This window comes from Enterococcus sp. UD-01, from assembly GCF_044909655.1.
Taxonomy (GTDB): domain Bacteria; phylum Bacillota; class Bacilli; order Lactobacillales; family Enterococcaceae; genus Enterococcus_L.
On sequence record NZ_JBIYEU010000015.1, the window covers coordinates 21772 to 45370 of the forward strand.

General features: G+C 35.4%; 13 protein-coding genes and 1 pseudogene. 11 read left to right on the forward strand and 3 right to left on the reverse strand.

Annotated elements, in window-relative coordinates; genetic code table 11:
• Nucleotides 1-27 precede the first annotated feature (27 nt).
• From ABH902_RS12070 to ABH902_RS12080, 3 genes are all read left to right on the forward strand, one after another.
• Nucleotides 28-1455: a 6-phospho-beta-glucosidase gene (locus ABH902_RS12070; protein ID WP_404591157.1), complete on the forward strand. Its 1428-nt coding sequence runs from the start codon at nucleotides 28-30 to the stop codon at nucleotides 1453-1455.
• A gap of 313 nt (nucleotides 1456-1768) precedes the next feature.
• The gene (locus ABH902_RS12075; protein WP_404591063.1) at nucleotides 1769-2347 is read left to right on the forward strand and encodes a histidine phosphatase family protein; all 579 of its coding nucleotides are present in this window, start codon (nucleotides 1769-1771) and stop codon (nucleotides 2345-2347) included.
• A gap of 757 nt (nucleotides 2348-3104) precedes the next feature.
• Nucleotides 3105-8636, forward strand: coding sequence for an InlB B-repeat-containing protein (locus ABH902_RS12080; RefSeq protein WP_404591065.1), 5532 nt, complete (start codon nucleotides 3105-3107; stop codon nucleotides 8634-8636).
• Between the two features lie 221 nt (nucleotides 8637-8857).
• On the opposite strand, the pseudogene ABH902_RS12085 reads toward ABH902_RS12080, so the two are convergent.
• Nucleotides 8858-9000 (reverse strand): annotated as a pseudogene (locus ABH902_RS12085) (cell wall protein); the annotation flags it as partial.
• A gap of 227 nt (nucleotides 9001-9227) precedes the next feature.
• The gene (locus ABH902_RS12090) at nucleotides 9228-11342 is read right to left on the reverse strand and encodes a heavy metal translocating P-type ATPase (protein WP_404591067.1); all 2115 of its coding nucleotides are present in this window, start codon (nucleotides 11340-11342) and stop codon (nucleotides 9228-9230) included.
• Between the two features lie 887 nt (nucleotides 11343-12229).
• Here ABH902_RS12090 and ABH902_RS12095 point away from each other — a divergent pair.
• Together ABH902_RS12095 and ABH902_RS12100 are read left to right on the forward strand one after the other, a co-directional pair.
• The gene (locus ABH902_RS12095; RefSeq protein ID WP_404591069.1) at nucleotides 12230-12796 is read left to right on the forward strand and encodes a hypothetical protein; all 567 of its coding nucleotides are present in this window, start codon (nucleotides 12230-12232) and stop codon (nucleotides 12794-12796) included.
• A gap of 25 nt (nucleotides 12797-12821) precedes the next feature.
• Complete coding sequence (locus tag ABH902_RS12100; RefSeq protein WP_404591071.1) at nucleotides 12822-13262, forward strand: hypothetical protein; 441 nt, start codon at nucleotides 12822-12824, stop codon at nucleotides 13260-13262.
• A 193-nt stretch (nucleotides 13263-13455) separates the two neighbouring features.
• On the opposite strand, the gene ABH902_RS12105 is transcribed toward ABH902_RS12100, so the two are convergent.
• Nucleotides 13456-13767 (reverse strand): hypothetical protein, encoded by a 312-nt coding sequence (locus tag ABH902_RS12105; protein WP_404591073.1) that lies wholly within the window; start codon nucleotides 13765-13767, stop codon nucleotides 13456-13458.
• Between the two features lie 103 nt (nucleotides 13768-13870).
• On the opposite strand from ABH902_RS12105, the gene ABH902_RS12110 reads away from it, so the two are divergent.
• From ABH902_RS12110 to ABH902_RS12135, 6 genes are all read left to right on the forward strand, one after another.
• Nucleotides 13871-14080, forward strand: a complete 210-nt coding sequence (locus tag ABH902_RS12110) for a helix-turn-helix domain-containing protein (protein WP_404591075.1) — start codon at nucleotides 13871-13873, stop codon at nucleotides 14078-14080.
• A 65-nt stretch (nucleotides 14081-14145) separates the two neighbouring features.
• Complete coding sequence (locus tag ABH902_RS12115) at nucleotides 14146-14370, forward strand: helix-turn-helix domain-containing protein (protein ID WP_404591077.1); 225 nt, start codon at nucleotides 14146-14148, stop codon at nucleotides 14368-14370.
• Nucleotides 14371-14561: 191 nt separating this feature from the next.
• On the forward strand, nucleotides 14562-16376 hold the full coding sequence (locus ABH902_RS12120; RefSeq protein ID WP_404591079.1) for a DUF262 domain-containing protein: 1815 nt from the start codon (nucleotides 14562-14564) through the stop codon (nucleotides 16374-16376).
• A 266-nt stretch (nucleotides 16377-16642) separates the two neighbouring features.
• Nucleotides 16643-19228 carry a type I restriction-modification system subunit M gene (locus ABH902_RS12125; RefSeq protein WP_404591080.1) on the forward strand — a complete coding sequence of 862 codons (2586 nt, stop codon included), beginning with the start codon at nucleotides 16643-16645 and terminating at the stop codon, nucleotides 19226-19228.
• On the forward strand, nucleotides 19228-20454 hold the full coding sequence (locus ABH902_RS12130; RefSeq protein ID WP_404591082.1) for a restriction endonuclease subunit S: 1227 nt from the start codon (nucleotides 19228-19230) through the stop codon (nucleotides 20452-20454). Before ABH902_RS12125 ends, ABH902_RS12130 begins: the two co-directional genes overlap by 1 nt.
• Nucleotides 20455-20469: 15 nt before the next feature.
• Nucleotides 20470-23550 carry an HsdR family type I site-specific deoxyribonuclease gene (locus tag ABH902_RS12135; RefSeq protein WP_404591084.1) on the forward strand — a complete coding sequence of 1027 codons (3081 nt, stop codon included), beginning with the start codon at nucleotides 20470-20472 and terminating at the stop codon, nucleotides 23548-23550.
• Nucleotides 23551-23599 lie beyond the last annotated feature (49 nt).

The following is a 23599-nucleotide window of genomic DNA, read 5'->3' on the forward strand; positions in this document are numbered from 1 at the left end:
ATGATGATTTTAGAAGGAGACGAAGATATGGCTTTAGATAAAAATTTTTTATGGGGTGGTGCAACAGCCGCAAACCAAACAGAAGGAGGAGTATTAGAAGGCGGAAGAAAATTAGCGAATATTGATGTTTTACCTTTTGGCGATGATCGGAAAGCTGTGGGATTGGGAGAACTGGAAATGCTGGAATGGAAGGATGGCTACTACTATCCGGCCAAAGAAGCAATAGATATGTACCATCACTATATGGAAGATATTCAGCTTTTTGCCGAAATGGGCTTCAAAGTTTACAGAATGTCTCTTTCATGGTCAAGAATTTTTCCGAACGGTAACGATGCCGAGCCTAATGAAGAAGGGCTTAAATTTTATGAAGACATTTTCAATGAGTTGAAAAAACACGGTATTCAACCATTGGTAACCATTACTCATTTTGATGTTCCTATTCATCTAGTAAAAGAATATGGTGGTTGGAGAAATCGTCAATTGATTAATTTTTATACTAAATACGCTGAAACAGTCTTGCGGCGCTACAAAGGTCTCGTAAAATACTGGTTGACTATCAACGAAATCAACATAATATTGCATCAACCATTTGTTGGTGGTGGGATTATTTTTAAAGATGGTGAAAATAAAGAGGAAATTAAGTATCAAGCAGCGCATCACCAATTAGTGGCAAGTGCTCTTGCTACGAAAATTGCTCATGAGGTTGATCATGAAAATAAAGTTGGATGTATGTTAGCTGGAGGTAGTCATTACCCATACACTTGTCGTCCAGAAGATTATCAAGAAGCCATTAAGAGGGATCGAGAAGGTTACTTTTTTATTGATGTGCAGGCACGGGGAAAATATCCCAATTATGCGTTAAAGAAATTTGAACTTGAAGGGCTTAATATACAAATAGAAGCAAAAGATAAAGAAATATTAGCAGCTTCTCCAGTAGATTTTGTCACTTTTTCTTATTATTGTTCAAGGACAGTAAGCGCTCATCCCGAAGATTACGAACAAGCAACGGGCAATATTTTTGCTTCAATCAAAAATAAAAATCTTCCGTCAACAGAATGGGGCTGGCAAATTGATCCTCTTGGATTAAGAAATTCATTAAATCAATTATATGATCGCTATCAAAAACCCCTATTTATCGTGGAGAATGGTTTAGGAGCTGTTGATACTCCTGATGAAAATGGATATGTAGAAGATGACTATCGAATTGATTACCTGAAAAAGCATATTCAAGCTTTTAAAGATGCCGTTGAGATTGATGGAGTAGAACTGCTAGGATATACAACGTGGGGCTGTATTGACCTAATTGCAGCAAGTACCGGACAAATGAGTAAACGATACGGCTTTATCTATGTCGATCTTGATGATAATGGAAACGGCACATTTAAACGTACGAAGAAAAAGTCCTTTGATTGGTATAAACAAGTGATTGCATCTAATGGTGAAATTTTAGATTAATTACTTATTTTGAAAGTTGGCAGAACTTATATGAAAGCTTTTGGTGGTTGGAGCAAAGCTGTTTTTTGCTCCAGCCACCATTTACGAATAAGCAGTGAACATGAGAGAGAATCGTGGCATCTTCTAACTGATTGAATCTTAACGACAGCTGGACTAACTCCAATTGTGAATTGATTGAATAAACAAGCCGATAGAATGACGGTTTTCAGGCTAGTCTCGCACTAGATAAATTTAAAATCATTATTGACTTGGAGTACACTTCAAGAACTATAATAGAATTAGTTTATGTAATTAATCTTATGGGGAGGGCATTATGAAAAAACTTTATCTCATGCGTCATGGAGAAACATTATTTAATCAATTAGGAAAAATTCAAGGAGCATCAGACTCTCCGCTAACGGAGGCAGGAATTAAACAAGCCGAGATAGCGAAAGAGTATTTTGAAGTGAATAATATTCGCTTAGATGCGTACTATTCGTCAACGCAAGAGCGAGCATCAGATACATTGGAAATTATTATTGGCAACAAAGAATACCAACGTCTAAAAGGTTTGAAAGAGTGGGACTTTGGCATCTTTGAAGGTGAAAAAGAGTACTTAAATCCTAAACGACCAGAGGGAGAAACATCTTATGGCGATTCTTTTGTCCCGTATGGCGGTGAGTCCTCAAAAGAAGTCCAAAGAAGAATGAATGCCACTCTTACAAATATTATGGAGCAAGAAGATGGAAATGTTTTAGCTGTAAGTCATGGAGGCGCTATGTACTTATTTATTCAAAAATGGTTACCTTATGAGGAAGTAGTAAAAATAAAATTTTCAAATTGTTGTATTCTAGAATTTAGCTACGATAATAGAAACTTTGAATTTATACAAGCGATAAATCACAAATATTGATAAGTGGAAGAAAAAGAGTAAAACTAACTACAATTGACAAAAATCACCAGATTTTCGCAGCTTTTTCTGAAAAAGATAATTGCTGATATACCAACGTTTAGAGCTTGTCAGAAGCTCTGGAAAAAGCTAGTCTTTTGCTGGAAGAGTCAGGTGGTTAAATCTATAATAGTAGCTCCGAATGTTGATATAACAGCATTCGGAGTTTTTATTTTGTCTAAAATCTGTCTAACTACGACTTGAAAATTTGCGTATTTGGCAAACTGGTTATGCGTTTCATATATATTGTCGTCTGTAGTGCGAGAGGAGATGTTCATAGAAGTTTAAATACAACTGTTCTTGCACTTCTTTAATACTTACGCAAGATACAAATAATAGGCTGGTTAAAAACTAAACAACTGGATTTTAGGCAAAACATATTTTTCGAGAATATTTTATAATTAGGTAAGTTTTTAAAATAAAAAAAACAAAAGAAAATTACGAGGTGTTTTTTTGCGCAATATAACAAAAAAATAATGTTATGAATATATATGCGATTTAAATAATAAGAATGAAATAATTTTGTTATGTTTATAGAGATTAAAAATAAAAAACGTTGATATAATGCTGTTTTTAAGCTTGGTTTTTTGAAAAATAATATAGACTTCTTTTGTATATTTTGATAGTATTATTAATGGGCATTATGAATAAATGTTATTTTTTTAATTTATATTGTTTGTTATTCAAATAATATAAAAAACAGAAAAAGGGGTTTGAGTTGATGGAAAAAAAGAAAAGAAACAGTTTTAAAAACATCAGTCTAGTTACATTGCTGGTGTTGTCGCAAGTGAATGTAGGAGCGTATGCAGAAACAATTACGCAGGAAACAAATGTAGCTGATTCATCTGGAGACCAAAAAGTGCAGACAGAAGCATCAGATCGTTCTGGTGAAGTAACTTCTAGCTCAGTTGGATCTTCTGAGGTCGATACAACGGCTGCAGAAAAAGCGCAAACGGAAACAATGTTTTCAGATAATACTCAGGATTCATCAGGAGAAAAGTCCAAGGTTGCTCCCTATGCTGCCACAACACCTACTGCAACGTTTGATTCGCAATCGTTAGAGGACAATAATTCAATAAGCTATACATGGGACCAGTTTATGGGTTCAGATAGATTTAATAAGAAGCTGACAATTGGAGCAGTTTTTAGTGCGAAACCACTCGCTGGCAAAAAAATTATCATTAAATTATCTGAAGAATTCCAATATAGTTCTCTACCCGGATTTAAATTAGACGGTACAAATTTAGTGTTTGATGCCTCCAAATTGCCTAGTCAGCTGACTTCTGTGGTTACCAATGCGACTATTGAGTATCCTCAGGTTTATGGAGATACGATGAGTTCTTCTGGTACAGTGACATATGAATTGGCGAATACAACAAATGAAGTTGCTATGGATATTACTTTAGGTGTACATACTCGTTTTCTGGTTAATGAAAATGGCAGAGATTATGTGAATCCGATTCAAGTCACTTATTCTGAAGAAGGCAATGAGAACTTCTACGACCAAACTTTTGAAAAAATTTCACTAAGCGGCAAAGCAATTGTCCCTCGCTTTTATACGGTTCCAGGAAAGGGATATCCTACCATTTATCAAAGCCAAACTGGCACATTTACCACAGGGAAATCTGCTATTTTATCTACTGGCGGACAGTCCATTGAAGGTGCCGGCGCTTATTTGGACTGGATGTCTTACAAAGTGAAATACGATAAGCGCTTGGAATTAAAAAAGGCTGTTTTTGAAAATTCACAGACAACCACTATTACTGAGTTGCCTGCTGAAGAGGATGATAGCTATAAATACGCGATTATTACCACTAATCAGGTTCGTCTTTCCGGTTCTGTTTATTACGAAGTTGCCTACGCTGCAGGTGTAGATCCAAGTACAATAGCGTCTGAAACTAAATTAACCGTTACTTCGACTGGCGGGAAGGTTAGCTACAAGCCGTATAATGGCGCAGAGGTTATCGATGCCAGCTTATATTCTGAAATTACGGTAGGTGTTCAAGTCCTTGCAGATTTTGTTAATCAGTTAACATCTGCAGATTTGGCTCGATCCATCTCAACAAACAATGAGTCACCATACTCCTTTTTAGGAGCATTTCAGGTTGAAAATAAACAACCAGAAGCAGTAACCGATCAAAAGTTCGTCGCGACATTTGACACTGCTCAGGTGAATGTTCAAGCGATGCGCATTGCTACAGTTGGTGGAAAAACAGCAAACATTAAAGTTACAACTACTACTGGACGAACCATCACTGTTCCGGATAATAATGCCACCGTGGGTTCCCAGCAGCTAATTGACTTAGCTGAGTACGGACAGCAAGCGAATGAATACATTGCTTCAGTTGAATGGACAGATGATGTGCCTGCAAATTATAAATTAACCCCTACATTGTACGGTGTCGGCGGTATTCAGTATTACGGTTTAGTCAAAGCTGGAGTCGCAGCGGGAACGAAAATCACCAATAATGAATTGAAATACGGAGAGAGTAAGACATTTGCTACAGATGCGGAGACAGTAAAATCTATCATCAATGTCACTTCTGGTAGTGTAGTTAGTGGGTATGTATCCAGTAATGGTTTACGAGTTAAAGCTGGAGATAAAGGGGAAATTAGTGCAGCGATTCGTATAAAAGATGATACTAGTACAGGAATGCTTTCTGGCTTTAAAGGCATCAATATTTATGTAAGAGAATTAGAAGGAGTCAATGTTATTCCAGAGGACTTTAACGCAGTTGATACGGCGGGTAATGTCTTTACTGTAGCAGACGGGAATGTTCAAGTCAGCAAATTAACAGATAACACGGGCACAACAGTCTATCAATTTACGATTCCTGATTATGATGTGAATCCAGCTATGGTGAAAAAAGCTCGAACCGAAAATGTAAAAGTCGGTGTGTCTATTTCAAAAACTACTCCAACGGAAACTTATTCATTAGCTGATGTGATTTTGATGGAACCGTTAAACTCAGCTATCCAAGTTTATAATACCGGTACTCTAATGGGTGTTACTCCGAATAAATACGAAGTCGGTGACAAAGCAGCAACGGATTATATTTTTACTGGTTTGCCTTCTGCCTCTTTGGTTGTCCAAGCGAGTGTTGATTTGAATGTGACTACGGCGGCTAATTTAAATGGCGGAGAATTTATTGCTTACAACGGAACCTCAGAGAGTATTATTGATTTGAACCCGAAAGGTCAAGCGCAGTATGGCTTAAAGGTTTCAAACAGTTCCGGTGAAGTAGTCAAAGGCTATCAAGCGATTATCCCGATACCGAAAAGAGGAGAAACAACTAATACAGCTTATCAGCTGCAGGATACGGATTTTGGCTGGACAGTCAATTTGACTGAACCATTAGATTTGTCTGCAAACCATTATGACTATACTGTTTTATATGCAACTACTTATGAATTAGACTTTAATGCTAACAGCTGGAAAACGTGGGATCAGATTTCGGATAAATCAGAAATTCGCGCGGTTTATATCCAAACAAACAGCGACATTAATTCTATAGAAAATGGAACTCCTGAAAATCCAGGGGAAGATTTCATTACATTTAATATTAATATGGATCAAGCTACAGCGGATCAAGATGCAGGTAATGTGAATATCTATAAAGCTCTTATTCGTCGAGCAATTAACGGTGTAATAAATAATGTACCAAGTGAAGCAGTCGCAATTCGCTTAAAAACCGGTGTGGTTAAAGGACAAGTGTATGCAGATACCAATCGAAACGGTGCTGCTGATACTAGCGAAACTGGTGTAAATGACATAACTGTTATTGCCTACGAAAAAGGAACCAAAAACGTGGTTGAAACGACTACTACCAGAACGATTGATGGTGTAGACGGCAGTTATGCCTTTTTAGGATTAGACAAGTCGCAAGAAGTTGATATTGTTTTTGAAAATCCAGTGACAGATGACAGCCGTCGCTTTGTAGAAGCAACGGGTGTTACAATTGCTGACGATCAATCAACAGCTAAAGTAGCTGGTGTTATTGCTAGTAGTGCACAAGCCGCTCAAGTTTCCGTTGGTCTGATGAGCCCAAGAAAAGTAATTTTCGACGCACAAGGTGGAACCAGCAGTGTCAATGAAGTGTTAGCGGGTTATCCAGACAGTAAGTTCAAACTGGCAACGGCTCCTGCTGCTTCTAAGGAAGGCTATGATTTAGAAGGTTGGTACACAGCACCGACAGGCGGAACAAAAGTGGTGTTCCCTTATGAAGTTCCAGATAACGAAGACATCACCTTATATGCAGTTTACGCAGAAAAAGCGTACACCGTTACTTTTGATATTTCAGCAAATGGTGGTTCTGGTACAGCACCTTCAAATCAAGAAGTGAACTATTTAGCGCAAATTACGAAACCAGCAGATCCTATTAAAAGTGGCTTTACCTTTGTTGGTTGGTATGATGCCGCAGTTGGCGGTACGGAATGGAATTTTGAAAAAAACCAAATGCCGGCACATGATTTAACGTTATATGCTCATTTTTCAATTGGTGAATATGAAGTGACCTTCAACGATGAAGGAAAAATCAATAAAGAAACAGTAACTTTTGACGAATTATTGAATGAACCAACAATGCCGGTTAAAACTGGATATACGTTTGACGGTTGGTACGACCAAGCCACTGGCGGAACGAAATGGAATTTTGCCACTGATAAAATGCCAGCAGAAAATATTACATTGTATGCACGCTACCGCGCAAATCAATATACGGTAACCTTCGAAGATGAAGGAATGAACACGACCATGACTGTTGGATTTGATGGATTGATTCCTCGACCGATATATACTCCAATTAAGCCAGGTTATAATTTCACTGGTTGGAAAGATACTAGCAGCAACAAGCTTTGGGACTTTACTACAGACAAAATGCCAGCAACAGATGTGACATTAGTCGCTCAATTTGAAGCTCTAGACCAAGTAATTACACTAGACTTTGACGGTGGTACTAGTTCAGGGGCAACTGAAATTAGCGCACCAACAGATAGTCTGGTAGATATTGATGCTATAGATGTACCAACGAAAGCCGGTTATCAATTTGTTGGCTGGTTCAAAGGAAATGATCAAGTCAGCGGCACGATTACGATGCCAGCCGGCGGTTTGTCTTTACAAGCTAAATGGGAAGCAGTTGATCAAGTCATTCGCTTTGAAAGCAATGGCGGAACTGGTGTAGAATCAATTATCGCCAAAACGGACAGTGTGATAGTGATTGATGATCAGCAAGCAACGACACGTGACGGTTATGAATTCCTTGGTTGGTTTGATGAAAATGATCAACTGATTGATGGTGAGTATACTGTACCAGTTGGCGGCATGACTTTCACTGCTAAATGGGCCGCACAAGATCAAACTATTACCTTTGATATCAATGGCGGTGATGCAAGTACGCAACCAGCAGCAATTGTACAGCCAACCGATACAAGTATCGATCTGTCAGCAATTGAAAATCCGAAAAGAGCCGGTTATCAATTTGTTGGCTGGTTCAAAGGAAATGATCAAATCAGCGGCACGATTACGATGCCAGCCGGCGGTTTGTCTTTACAAGCTAAATGGGAAGCAGTTGATCAAGTCATTCGCTTTGAAAGCAACGGCGGAACTGATGTAGAATCAATTACCGCCAAAACGGACAGTGTGATAACGATTGGTAAACAGCAAGCAACGACTCGTGCTGGTTATGAATTCCTTGGTTGGTTTGACGAAAATGATCAACTGATTGATGGTGAGTATACTGTACCAGTTGGTGGCATGACTTTCACTGCTAAATGGGCTGCACAAGATCAAACCATTACCTTTGATATCAATGGCGGCGATGCAAGTACGCAACCAGCAGCAATTGTACAGCCAACCGATACAAGTGTTGATCTGTCAGCAGTTGAAAATCCGAAAAAAGCCGGCTATCTCTTTGTTGGTTGGGCTGACGCATCAGGTAAAAAATATTCTGGTACGATTACGATGCCAGCTGGGGGCTTAGCGTTGATAGCGCAATGGGAAAAAGAGCCAGAAAATACAGATAAAACTGACGATACGAATGATACAAATGATACAAACACAACAACGACTAATAAAGATACGAGCAAGAATAATCAAGGAACTACAAGTAATGGAAGTTCCATTCAAAAAGAACAAGCCAGCAAAAAAATCTTACCAAACAGCGGTGAAAAAGCCGCACCATTCATGAGTTTAGCTGGTCTTGTAGTGATGGCCCTTGCTATTTTAGGACGTCAATTAAAAAGAAAAAAACTTTAATTTACCCAAATAATCAATAAAAGTTTTTAAGAAAAAAGAGAATGAGAGTAGGACATTAGTCAGAAGAGATTTTGATTAATGAGATGCCCTCCTAAAAGTTGTAAGTGAAAACGACAATTTTTAGGAGGGATTTTTTTATGGATTATAATGAACTGGCATTTAAATTGAAAGAAGGCGGGCGGGTTACTTACATATTTATATTGCATTCGCTATATCAATGTTTACGAAGTTCCATATCCCATAATATAACGGCTATTTTTTCATCACTTAGTTTAGCAATTTTATCTCCTGCATTCCCTTCAATTGTGTAAACAACTTCATTTTCTACTTTCTCAATCTGGTCACTGATAAAATCGCCATTCCATTGCCAATATTTCGTTTTACCCTCATGTGTTCCTTCCTCTAATTCTTCAAGTGCAGCTTTTATAATAGCTGAATTTCCTTGACTTTCGGAGTAGGTGATCATAGCCAATTTAATCATGCTAGGTACGCTTGTGATTAGTTCCAGCATTTTGATCTCATTCTTTACGCCTGCAGACAAACCCAAAAAGCTCAAAGCTACCTAAACGTTAGCTCTGAGCTTTCAGCATTTTATGCTTTAATTTTCATCAATCTTAAGCCATTCAATGTTACGAGTAACGTTGCGCCCATGTCAGCTATAATCGCAAGCCAGAGCGTTAACCAGCCGGGAAGGATCAGCAATAAAGCTGCTAGTTTTATTCCTAGTGAGAATGTGATATTTTGTTTAATTATTTTCAATGTTTGGCGACTCAAGGTCACAATAAAAGGAAGCTTTTGCAAATCATCCCCCATCAATGCAATATCAGCAGTTTCCAGCGCGGTATCTGTGCCTGCGCCTCCCATGGCAATTCCTACATTAGAGGCAGCTAACGCGGGTGCATCATTAACACCATCCCCGACCATCGCTACTTTTCCATACATTTGCTGAAGTGACTTAATATAGTCTAATTTATCTTGAGGCAGTAAGTCACCCTTGATATGAGTGACACCAACCTGTTTTCCGATTAATTCAGCAGTTGCCGTATTATCACCTGTTAACATAATTGTATGTTCGATGCCGAGATGATGCAGTTTAGGAATCGTTGAAGTACTGGAAGCTCTTAATTCATCCGCTACAGCAATCACAGCCAAAATTTTTTCATTTGTTCCTAAAAGCATGACGGTTTTTCCTTGCTGCTGAAGGGTTTGATAGGTTTCGGTCATCGACGGATTTTTTGCTAAAATGTTTTCAAAGAATGTTGGACTACCAACTGAATAGGTGAGCCCTTCAATCTCTCCTTGAACTCCTTTACCTGTAACAGAAGTGAAATGATGAACAACAATAGCTTGATAAGGAATAGCTTTCTCATTTGCCTTTTTCAAAATTGCTGAAGCAAGCGGATGTTGCGAGTAGGCTTCTAAAGCAGCAATAATCGATAAATATTTTTCCTCATTGTTCAAATCAGTAGGAATAAAATCTGTTACGACAGGAGTTCCTTTAGTTAATGTACCGGTCTTGTCAAAGGCGATGGCGTTAATGCCGCCTATTTCTTCCAGATAAATGCCGCCTTTAACCAACACACCATTTCTAGCGGCGTTGCCAATTGCTGAGACAATAGCGACTGGTGTTGAAATAACTAAAGAACACGGACAGCCGACGACTAATAAGGATAAGCCTTGATAAAGCCAAGTATGCCAGTCGCCGTCAAAAAATAGAGGCGGTACTGTGACAACTAAAGCGGCAATTGCCATAATCGTTGGGGTATAGTATTTCGCAAAGACATCTACAAAGGCTTGGGCCGGAGCACGCTCGCCTTGTGCTCCTTCTACCAAATGAATAATTTTCGCAAGCGTTGTATCATTTACCAGCTTCGTGACTACTACTTCGAGCATACCTTCTCCATTAAGCGTTCCTGCAAAAACAGCATCATCCAGCTGTTTTTCAACCGGAACAGCTTCCCCTGTAATAGCAGCCTGATTGACAGCGGAATGGCCTTTAATGACCTGCCCATCCATGGCAATCTTTTGCCCCGGTTTAATAATCATAATATCGCCAACTTGAATCTCCGAAACATTCATTCGTTGTTCAACATTATTTCGTTTAATAAGAGCTTCTTTAGGCGCAATATCCATGAGCGAGCGGATAGATTGCCGCGCTTTATCCATTGAAAAGCGTTCCAAAGCTTCGCTGACAGCAAATAATAGTACCACAATTGCTCCTTCAGTCCATTCCCCGATGAGCGCCGCACCAAGAATTGCAATCGTCATTAAACCTTCCATTGTAAAATCCAAGCTGATTAAATCAGAAAAGCCTTCTTTAAATAAATGAAAACCACCGATAACAATTGCCATAATATAGAGAATTTTTGAAAAATCTTCTCGATTAACTAATTGAAAGCCAAATGCAAGAACAATCAAGATAATAGAAATGAGCAAATGTCCATTCTTTTTAATGAAAAGTTCTTGCGTGTTTATTCTTTTTTCAGTATCGTGTTCATTCCGAACAAGTAGATTTTCAAAGGCGCCAGCTGCTTCAATTTCTGCTATGGTAGCTTCGCCTTCAATTAATAGTTTTCCTGCACCAAAGTTTACCTTAGCAGTTGTCACTTTGGGAAGTTGAGCTACATTTTTTTCAAATTTAGCGGCACAATTGCTGCAGCTTAATCCTTCAATTCGATAGACTTGTTTTTTTGTTTTTTCACTCATATTAGCACCTCGTTTTCTATAGATAAGCTAGAGTTTAGCAGGTTTATTATTGGTTTGTTTTTGATAGAATAATAGACTAGTTTACTTTCTTTTCGACTGTCAACAATTTCCATTTTTTTCAGCGATAATAGAGGAATTTTCGGTTAAATATATCTTACCTGATGGAGCGGTGTTAATCAAATGGTGTTTTGAATGAAAATAACGTACTTGTAGTATTCTATCATTTTTTAAAACAAATATTCATATTTTATGCGTTAAACTACGAAAAGCTGACCATATTCCCTTTATGAATATTGATTTTATTAGATGAGAAATGCCCAATTCTTTTTTTGATTAGTCATTATATCAGTTTAGTGAAACTCTCTCCTGTATCTTTAGTCGCAATGTTAGCGTTATGTGAGTAAAAACGTCCAGTATTACTTCACTATTTTTGTGATAAAGTTGTTGTTATTCATCTAATTTGTTATAATTTATTCAAATAAATTATCTTTATGTAAAGTGTACTATGGGTTATCTTGTGAATCATTGAAACCGTTAAAAATTACTACATAGTTGATCGGATTTTTAAGATTATACACTGAATATACTTAACGGATTTAATCAAGAAAATCTACTAAGAAAGAAATCTTTGGCAGTTTTTGCACAGGACCTTATTGAACTAAGTAGTTTCTATCTATTTTACTTGATGAGAAATGCTGCTACATAGGCGTTCTCAATTTAATTTATGTGAGCCTTTTATAACCAAACGGCAATGTACATCTCTAGACCTAAAACAATATTGATTTGGTGATTTAAAATCATTCAGGAACTGCTATATTGAAAAACTGGGTAAAAGTAGGAAAAATAACCCAATCTGAATTCAAAAAATTTATAAAAGGAAAATAGAGATGAAAAACTTAAAAATAAAACTAAAGAAAGCGAATAACCCATATAAAGAAGAAGCGTCAACAATATTAGAATTGTGGGGAGAGTTTTCTATGTATTGGGAAAATGTGCCATTGCTGAATTTAGAGTGGGATGTTGCTAGTTTTATTGAATGGTTTGCAGAAAAAAAGGAATATCTGAAAGTTGAAATATTTCCATTTCCGTTTACAAATTCAATAGCTGAATCTAGAGAATTATTGTTTGATAAAATTGATGATTTTTCAAATTTGCAAGAACAGTTTGCTTATGAAGATTGGTTGACTGATTATTTTATGAATCATCATTTTCATCTAAGAGGAACCACGACACCAGATTTTTATATAGGTTTAACGCCAAAAGGGTGTGGTGAAATATCCTATTATGATAATGAAAAATATTATGTCTATTCGTTTGATATGGAACGATTTCTGGAGGAAACAGACAAAGAAATTAAACGATTTTTATCTACGATGACTGTGAACAATGAAAATAAAGAATATTTTAAAGAAACTCTAGCCGAGTACTATTCTTATATGAAAACGAACAATTAATTTTTGAATGGTTGAGGACATAGCAATGAAAAATAAATTAAAAAGTCTGATCACTCAAACTGTAGTTAAAAGTAGTGCTGGAGGAGCAGCAGGATCAACCTTAATAGTAGAATTTGAAGACGAGTCTTATCTATTTGTTTGGTGTGCTTGGCGAATTGAACAGGGGAAACAAGTAATTGTTACATCCTCAGATTCTATGTCACCAACAGATAATGATGATAAGCCAAGTGGACTTATCGGTGAAAAATCTCCAGTTCTTGAAGGGAAAAAGTTACTCAACTTCAACTTAACACCTCAGTTTGATTTAGATTTATTTTTTGATAATGAATATAAATTGCGTATTTTTTGTGATATAGGACATTCTAGAGAAGATTATAATATTAATTGGGAATTGAATATACCTAGAGAAAACATTTCTGTAGAAATTAGTAATCATTTTGAAGAATATGAGGGAGAATATGAATAGTTTTTTTGTTGCTCTTGATAAATGTTTTAATGAATGATAACGAATGAGAAGTCGCGGAAGTTTTGTGGAATAAATCCATCAATAGAAACCAGAAACGTTCAATCAGAACGTCTCTGGCTTTTTGCTTTTTTATAAATAATTTTGGTTAGCATTGCGATATAGGAATTAATTTTCTCAAAAACTAGCAGTTTATTCATTGAGAAATTCTAACTTTTTCTTTTTTCATTAATTGATCAAGCTGCGTTTCTAAACGATCAATACAAGTTAAATAATCATTCATAAATGTACCGAAAATCTGGGAAATGGAGTAGTATTCTTTCACAATTTTTTTCTTGTCCAGTGGTAATTTCCTGTTGGCAAAATGATTATCTACGATTTCTAAAATTTTTGTCCATGATTCAAGCTGTTCGAGGGTGTCTTTCATGGCATACATGTCTTGGTATGAAACTTGTTTGATAGGTTGGTTGTTATTGGTAGTTAAAACTAAGCTTTTATTTTCTGTCATTTTCTATTAATCCTTTCTATAATTATTTTTGTATACTAATGATATCTGTATTACAGATAAATGTCAATATCTTTATTACAGATATTTATAATGGATTTAGGTGATGAAAATGATATATGTAAATATTCGATCAATAAGAGAAGATAATGATGTAACACAACAAGAAATGGCAAAATTATTGAATGTGTCACAAAATACTTATTCTCAATATGAAACTGGAAAAATAGAATGGACAGCAAGTACTTTAATTAAGGTAGCTGATTATTTTAATGTAAGTGTTGATTACTTACTTGACAGAACAGAGAAAAAATAATTCCTATCTGTATTTCAGATTAAAAGAAATGAATTTATTACTAGTGCTTATAATGGAAATAGGTGATGAAGATGATCTATACAAATATTCGATCAATAAGAGAAGATAATGATATTACTCAACAAGAAATGGCTAATTTATTGAATATTTCGCAAAATACATATTCCCAATATGAAACAGGGAAAATAGAGTGGACAGCGAGCACATTAGTGAAAATAGCCGATTATTTTGATGTGAGTATTGATTATCTGCTTGATAGGACGAACAATAAAAAACTGTATAAAAAATAAATTTACTTCTACAAGCAAATAACGTTTCTTGTGGATCGTTTCAAATTTAAATAGGATAGATAAACCATAAAAACGTAACACTAGTTTATAAAATTTATACACTAAATAAGATGAGCAACGACTTGTCGTGTATGATATACTGTTCATTGAGAAGAAAACTGAATTAAATTTACTATATTGGAGAGAACTTTATGGCGACAACAATTGAAGTAAATAAACAAAGTGTTAAACAGCTACTTGAAACAGGTAAAAACCAAAAATTTGTTATTCCAGAATACCAACGTCCTTATGCTTGGTCGGATGAACAAATTCAAACTCTATTTGATGATTTAGTAGAATATACAGAAAATAATAGTGAAAGCACATATTTTTTAGGAACAATTGTGTCTTACGAAAATGATAATAACGAGCAAGAAATTATTGATGGTCAACAAAGAATCACGTCATTATTCCTATTATTACGAGCATTATATGCTAAATTACAATCAATGCAAGAAACAGATGAATCAAAAAATTTCAAATCGCAAATTGAATCAGCGCTTTGGGAACAGGATGAGCTTACGGCAAAAGTCGATTACGAAAAGACACTGATTATCTCGAAAGTAATGGGAGATGAAGGGAATGAGATATTTTCAAAAATTTTAGTAACAGGAAAATCAGAAGAAGGTGCGAAAGATAATTATTCATCTAATTATCGGCTATTTGTCGAATTAATCGAAAAATACGCTACGGCTCAGCCGGAATTATTTTATTGGTTTATCAGAAATATCTTAAATAAAGCAATTTTACTACCAATTACGGCAGACTCTCAAGATACAGCATTAACAATTTTTTCAACATTAAATGACCGTGGTTTAGCTCTTTCTGATGCTGATATTTTCAAAGCGAAAATTTACAACCATTTAGATGGAAAAGGAAAAGCTGATTTCATTGAGTTTTGGCAAAGGCTGGATGAAGAAGCAAGCAATGCTAATGAAAGTATTCAAAAACTTTTCTATTACTATATGTTTTATTTAAGAGCTGTAGAGAATGATAGAAAAACAACAACTCCAGGGATTCGAAAGTATTATTCACAAAATAATTTTGAACGCTTATATCAAGATGGTGTCATGGAAAATCTCAAGACGATTTTAAACTTATGGTTAGTAGTGAACAATCGTACTGAAATTGAAGATGAGCCTTGGTCTAAAAATATTGAGATTAATCAGGTTCTTGATGCACTAGCTTCCTATCCTAACGAGTTCTGGAAATATCCAGTTGTAATCTATTATTTGAAGTATCATACCGAGGAGAATTTTGAAATCGAATTTTTAGTCTTCTTGAAGAGGCTGTTCGCAGTTCTTTGTGCTCGTTATATTGTTACACCCACCATCAATGCTGTAAAAAGTGGTATTTTAAATTTGAATGCTGAAATTATTAAATCGGTGACACCTAAATTTGATTTTAGTGAAATTGATGAAAAGGAACTGAAAGATAATATCAGAGAGGCCCATCGTAATACAGTTCGCATGATTTTGAAAGTTTTAGCTTATCAACATCAAAAAGTATTGCTTCCAGAAAAATGGGAAATTGAGCATATTTTACCTCAAAAATGGCAATCAAGTTATTTTCCGAAAAATTCTGATACAGAAGTAAAAGAACTTGTAGAGCATATTGGAAATAAGATACCATTTGAAAAAAAATTAAATATTATCGCAAGTAATGGCTATTTTATGAAAAAGAAAGACAGCTATGACAGATCCAATGTTAAAATCTTACTTGAACTATCAAAAGAAAATACGGATTGGGGACTTGATGAAATTCGTGAACGTGATATTCGCATTTCAGACGAGTTGTTTAGTTTGCTAAGTGAATGGGGATTGAATCAAGTGGATGAGTGCGAGCCTGTAGTAAAACTTATCACTATTCCAGAAGAACGTATAACAGCCTACAAACAGTTTATTCAAATGTTTAATTTTGAGGATAACAATGAAAGCCGAGATCAATTTTTAACTATCTCAAATTAATAGGAAAAATCAATTGATCGAATTGTATGAAGCTTTTCAATCAATTGATTTTTTTATTTCATACAATAAAGGTTAAAGATAATCTATATATATCGTGATATAATAGTAGGTAATTGTTTAAGATGAGATGACATTATTATGGTATGGTAAGGCTGAAAAAATGACTCTTTTTCGATTGAAGTATTAGTAAACATTTACACTATTTTGAATACTTGATAGTAGTACTATTTTTGAATTGAGACAATAAAGTAACTGGAGGAATAACTGTGATTACATCAGATGAAATAAAACGTAGACTTTGGGATGGAGCCAATGAACTCAGAGGTTCAATGGATGCAAGTCGCTATAAAGATTATATGCTAGGACTTATGTTCTATAAATTTTTAAGTGACAAAACCCTTGAAACATTTAAGTCTACTGCAGGATTGGGAGAAATAAGTGAAAAAGATCTGGTCAAGGAATATGCAAATGCCAGAACCGAATATGGTACTGAATTAGATCAAATGATTCAAAATGTTTTAGGCTATTATGTTACGCCAGAGTATCTGTATCAAACGTGGTTGATCGATATTGAAACAGGTGATTTTGAAGTTTCAAAAGTAACGGATAGTTTGAATAATTTTGAGCGTACGATTGCAATATCTGGTGATAAAACTGCAAATGATTTTAAAGGTTTATTCTCAAACTCGACGATTGATTTGTCAGATTCTGCACTCGGAAGTGATTTAAATGAGCGAAGCAAAAATATCAAAGCATTGATTTTATTATTTGCAGACTTAAACATGGTTGCGTTGCAAAAAGGGGATGTTCTTGGGGATGCTTACGAGTATCTAATTGGTCAATTTGCGATGGAATCAGGTAAAAAGGCTGGTGAGTTCTATACGCCACAACAGGTTAGTGAAGTCATGGCTCAAATCGTTGCAAAGTCAAATAAAATTCAATCCATGTATGACCCTACAGTTGGTTCAGGTTCTTTACTATTAACGGTAAAAAAACATTTAAGTGAAGAATCGCAAAAAAGTCTGAATTATTATGGACAAGAAAAAAATACTGCAACTTATAACTTAACGCGAATGAATTTATTGTTACATGGCGTTCGTCCTGAAAAGATGACGATTCGAAATGCGGATACACTTTCACATGACTGGCCGGAGGATCCTAATCGTCCAAGTGAAGGAGTACAATTTGATGCGGTCGTGATGAACCCTCCTTATTCGGCTAAAAATTGGAATCGATCAGAGCTAAAAGTAAGTGATCCTCGTTTTGAAGCTGCTGGTGTATTGCCACCAGACTCAAAAGGCGATTTTGCGTTTCTTTTACATGGTTTATACCATTTAGGCCAGAATGGCACAATGGCAATCGTCTTACCTCATGGGGTTCTTTTCCGAGGAGCTGCAGAAGGTCATATCCGAGAACGATTGATTGAAAAAAATAATATTGATGCAGTGATTGGATTGCCAAGTAATTTATTTACCAATACAGGAATTCCTGTCGCTGTTATTATCTTAAAGAAAAATAGAGATCTTGGAGATCCTGTTTTAATTATCGATGGTTCACATGATTTTATCAAAGTTGGTAAGCAGAATGTTCTACAAGAAAAAGATATAGCGAAGATCGTCGATACTTATGTTGAAAAATTAGAAATAGATGGTTATAGTCACTTGACATCCCGTGAAGAAATTATAAAAAATGAATATAACTTGAATATTCCGCGTTATGTAGAAGCAAAAGAAGATGAGTTTCCTCAAGATGTAGATGCACATTTGTTCGGTGGAATTCCTCAAAAGGATATTGAAAAGTTGAAGGTATTGAAAGTACTAACACCTGATAGCTTAAATCAGTCTTTAAAAACGATTCGTCCAGGTTATGTTGAACTGACAAAGGGTATTGAAGAGGTATCTCGTGAAGTACTAGGAAATAAGCGTGTTACTGATTTAACTAGTACACTTAAATCAAAAGTAGCAGATTATCTTGCTAAGTATTGGGATATTCTTCGAACGGTTGATAAAGGTACTAACTTAAAACAATTGTCTGATGAGATGCTTTTGGAAATTAAAAGAATGTTATCAGAATTTGAGTATGTAGATGTCTATAGTGGCTATCAAATTATAGCTGAAATCTGGAAACAATCACTTACACATGATACCGAGTTAATCGCAAATAGTGAGTTTTACACAGTTGCTCGTACTCGTGAACCGAACATGGTCACAAAGGGAACTGGTAAGAAAAAACGTGAAAAACAAGATGGTTGGATAGGCAGTATCGTCCCTAATTATTTGATTGAAAAATACCTTTATGCTGATGAAGTAGAAGCAATCAATCAAAAGAAATCAAGAATGAATGAGATTGAACTGGAATTGGCAGAACTTGTTGAAGCTGCTAAAGTAGAAGATACGGATGAAAATAATGTGTTATATGATGCTTTGAAGAAGAATGAAGAAGATGAACCAGGTGATTCTTTTGAAGCAAAAAGATTAAAAACAGAACTGAAAAATACAATAAAGGGAACATCGGAGTTTAATTTATTGAAAAAAGTCGACACATTACTTTCTGAAAAATCAACCTTGAATAGAGAGATAAAAACAGAAGAGAAAGCACTAAAAGATGCGGTTCAAGAACGAATTTTATCGTTATCTAATGAGGAAATTGATCACTTAGTTTATGAAAAATGGTTTGGAAAAACTCAAAATTTAATTGTTCAATTGGTAGAAAAGCCACTTAAGAATGAGCTGAATATCTTGAAAATGTTAAATGAACGCTATTCAGAAACGTTATCTTCAATAGATGAAGAAATAAGCGAACTCGAAAAATCATTAGAAATGATGTTAAATGATTTGGTGGTGGGTGAATAATGACTGAAAACAAGTTAGTACCTAAACGACGGTTTAAGGAATTTAAAAATACGGATGCTTGGGAGCAAAATAAATTAATAAAATTGCTTAGTGAACCAGTAACAGATGGTCCACACGAAACACCAAATATTGTAGGCAGTGGTATCCCTTTTATTTCAGTAGATGCAATCATTAATAATAAAATTGATTTTACTAGAAAGCGAGGGTACATCTCTGAGAAAACTAATGAATTATATTCGAAGAAATATAAGCCACAACTTCACGATGTTTATTTAGTAAAGTCAGGATCAACAGTTGGAAAAACTGCCATAGTTGAAACTGATGAACTATTTAATATATGGTCACCACTAGCAGCAATGAGAACCGGAGATATTTCGTATCCGTACTATTTATATTATTTACTTCAAACAAAAAAACTTCAAAATCAAGTAAAAGATAAAGCATCTAATGGAACACAGCCTAATTTAGGAATGCGCGAGTTAGAAAAATTCAATGTCCAATTTCCAAAAATTGAAGAACAAAAGAAAATTGGCTCTTTTTTCAAACAACTTGATAGCACTATCGCTCTTCATCAGCGTAAGTTAGAAAAAATGAAATCTTTGAAAACAGCTTATTTATCAGAAATGTTTCCCGCTGTAGGGGAGAAAAAACCAAAACGTCGTTTTAAAGGATTTACTGATGATTGGGAACTGCGTAAGTTGGGAAAATTAGGCTCTGTAGCAATGAACAAACGGATTTTTAAAGAAGAAACGTCAGATGATGGTGAGATTCCTTTTTATAAAATCGGCACATTTGGTGGAAAACCAGATGCATTCATTTCTAGAGAATTATTTGAGTTATATAAGTTAAAATATCCTTATCCAGAAATTGGTGACTTATTAATATCGGCCTCAGGAAGTATCGGTAGAGTTGTCGAATATACAGGAGCAGATGAATATTTCCAAGATTCTAATATTGTATGGTTAAAGCATGATAATAGAATTGTAAAATCATTTTTAAAGCAGTTCTATAATATTGTAAAATGGCAAGGATTAGAAGGAAGTACAATCAAGCGACTCTATAATAAAAATATTTTAGAAACTGAAATTATTTTTCCAAAACCGGATGAACAGTTTAAGATAGGCAATTTTTTCAAACAACTCGACGACACTATCGCTCTTCATCAGCATAAGTTAGAAAAACTACAAAACCTAAAAAAAGCATACCTAAACGAAATGTTTGTATAAATAGGAGGTGAAAAAATGAGTAATGCACCAAAAGATGCTTCAGAAAAAGCATTTCAGGAAAATTTCGTGAAAGAACTTCAAAAGTATCAATGGGAAGCCCCTGATAGCTTAAACGGAAATAAACAAAAAGTAACAGTCACAGATTTAATCAATCATTGGCGTGGAGAACTAAATCGAATGAATTCAGATCAACTTGAGAACATCCCTTTAACAGATAATGAATTCAATCAGGTTATGACAAAAGTCACTCAAATCAGCAACAGCTATGAGGCGGCCAAACTTCTAGCAATTGAAGAATCTAAAGGAAAGATCGATGGGATATATCGTGATAAGCAACCTGGTGTTACGAAAAATCAAATAACGTTAACCATTTTTAAAAAGGCTGCAATCACTGGTGGTGATTCGAGTTATAAGATAGCTCGAGAAGTAGAATCGGAGAATGACAATCGTTTTGATATAATCTTATTAATTAATGGTTTACCACTTATCAATATCGAACAAAAACGTACGGACAAAACACTAGACGAAGCATTTGGTCAATTTATTCGTTATTATCAAGATGGTGAATACACCAATAATTTTATGGCGTTTTCTCAAATGATGGTCATTACAACTGAAATCGAAACTAGATATTTTGCTACACCAAAAACAGTTGATAGCTTTAATCCAAGCTTTGTTTTCCATTGGTCGGATAAAAAGAATCATGCGATTAATGACTGGCAAAAAGTGGTAGAGTATTTTTTAAGTATTCCAATGGCGCATCAAATGGTTGGGGATTATTTAGTTATTGATGAGGCAAGTGAAGAGGAAAATAGACGACATATGTTAATGCGTCCATATCAGGTTTACGCTTTACAAGCCATTGAAGGGGCAGCTTTTGGCTGGGATAATGATGGGATTCCCCATGGTGGTTTTGTGTGGCACACAACAGGATCAGGAAAGACCATTACTAGTTTTAAAACAGCCTTATTCCTTTCGACTCGAGCTGGATTTGATAAAGTCGTATTTTTAGTTGATCGAAGAGAGCTAGATAATCGGACAAGTGAAAACTTTAAAGCGTATGCAAAATATGAATCTGTTACAGTGGACAGTACAAAATACACCTCCCAGCTTAGAAAGCATTTACTTTCTGTGAACAGAGGAATTGTCGTAACAACCACCTTTAAATTAAATTCCTTAGTAAACGAATTAGTAGATACGCAAGATGACCGTTTGTCTAATAAAAGGATTGTCTTTATTATTGATGAAGCGCATCGGACAACGATGGGACAAATGATGGGAACGATCACGAAGTATTTTAAAAAGAACAGCTTGTTTTTTGGTTTTACGGGTACTCCTTTATTTGATGAGAATAAAATTAAAGGAAAGATTAACGAGAAAAGTGAAGTCATCAATACGACAGAAAAGCTATTCGGGAAAAAATTACATCAATATACGATTGATGAAGCGATTTCTGATGGAAACGTCTTAGGGTTTCATGTTGATTATATCAATACAGGTGAATTTAAAAGTCACGATGACTTACGTGAGCAACTTCTACCATTTGTAAAAGAAGAGAAACCTGAATTAAACGATCGAGAAGTGGAACGCTTTGTACAACAGTGGTCCAATGCAAAAGTCGAGCAACAAGCTAAGAAAAGAAAAATTCTACAGTACCAAGACGAAACACATATCCCACGAGTGGTAGAAGAAATTTTAAATAATTGGGACTCACAGTCACAGGGAAAAGAATTTAATGCGATACTGACTGTTGCCTACAAAGAGCGAGTGATTGCGTATTACGATGAATTTGAAAAACAATTAAATGAGCGAAATGAGCAGTTAAATATAGCGATGACGTTTAGTTTTGGAAATGAGAATGATCCGGATAATTTAGATCCTAAACTAGTTAAAAAAATGTTTAAAGACTATTCAGCTTATACTGGAATTGAATATATCGCTGGTGATAAAAAGCGTGGAGAAGATGCTTACTTTGAAGATATTATTGAGCGAGCACCACGTGGAGGAAGTGGACGTAACCCTAAAAATATTGACCTGATTATTGTAGCAGATCAATTGCTGACAGGTTATGATTCAAAACGATTAAATACACTTTATGTGGATCGTTCATTGGAACTACAGGGATTAATTCAAGCCTATTCACGTACAAACCGTGTGTTCGGTTCATCAAAAGAATTTGGTACAGTCGTTAATTTTCAGTATCCTAGTTGGACAGAAGAAACGGTAGATACAGCGTTAAAACTATATGGTAGTGGTGGAAAGAGTAGTCGAGCGATCGTTGACACCTACAGCACAGCTGTTCAGAAGCTAGAAATAGCTATTTCTGATATGATTCCGACTTTACCAGATCCAACCGAGTGGCATTCACTTAAAGATAAAGAAGAAGAAAAAGAGAATTTCATTTTAGCTTTTAAAGAAGCCGCAGAGCAATTGAATTTAGTTGAACAATATTATGAATTTAAATGGGATGATCGCTTATTTGGGCTAGATGAACATACATGGTTGAAATATGTAGGTGCTTATAGGAATCTAATTGATAAGGTAGGCACACCATCCCCGAACACCACGATTATTCCATTAGTTGGAAAAACTAAATTAGCAGGCACTCAGGTAATTAGTGCGGCTCATATACTTGGTTTAATTGGTTCAAAAGTGAGTACGGTTGATGGTATCCAAACAGTGAACACTGAGACACTTAGAATCATTCATGAACAAATTCAAGAATTAAGTGACATGGGTGAAGACAAACAAGCCAAGTTGCTAAAGGAGTTTGTGGATACTGAGTTAGTTCCAGGGCATCTATCAGGAAATGAAAATTTTGATGACTCTTTTAGTAAATGGAAACAAGAGAAAATTCAAAATGAAATTGAACAATTTTCTAAAGAATGGGGAATAGATAGTATAGTGCTTGCAAATTCTGTAGAGGCATATTCTATCTCTCAACCAGATCTAATTCCTTATATGGATGATTTAACGAAGCATGTTGATTTAACGAAAGCTAAAAATCAAACTGCGGGGAATAGATTAAAACATATTATGGTATTAACGAAGCTGCTTCCAGATTGGATGGCTGAAGTGAAACAACAATTTAAGTAGTTACTGACTTTTTGAATAGGGTTAGATGGATGTCTAACTTATTCCATTA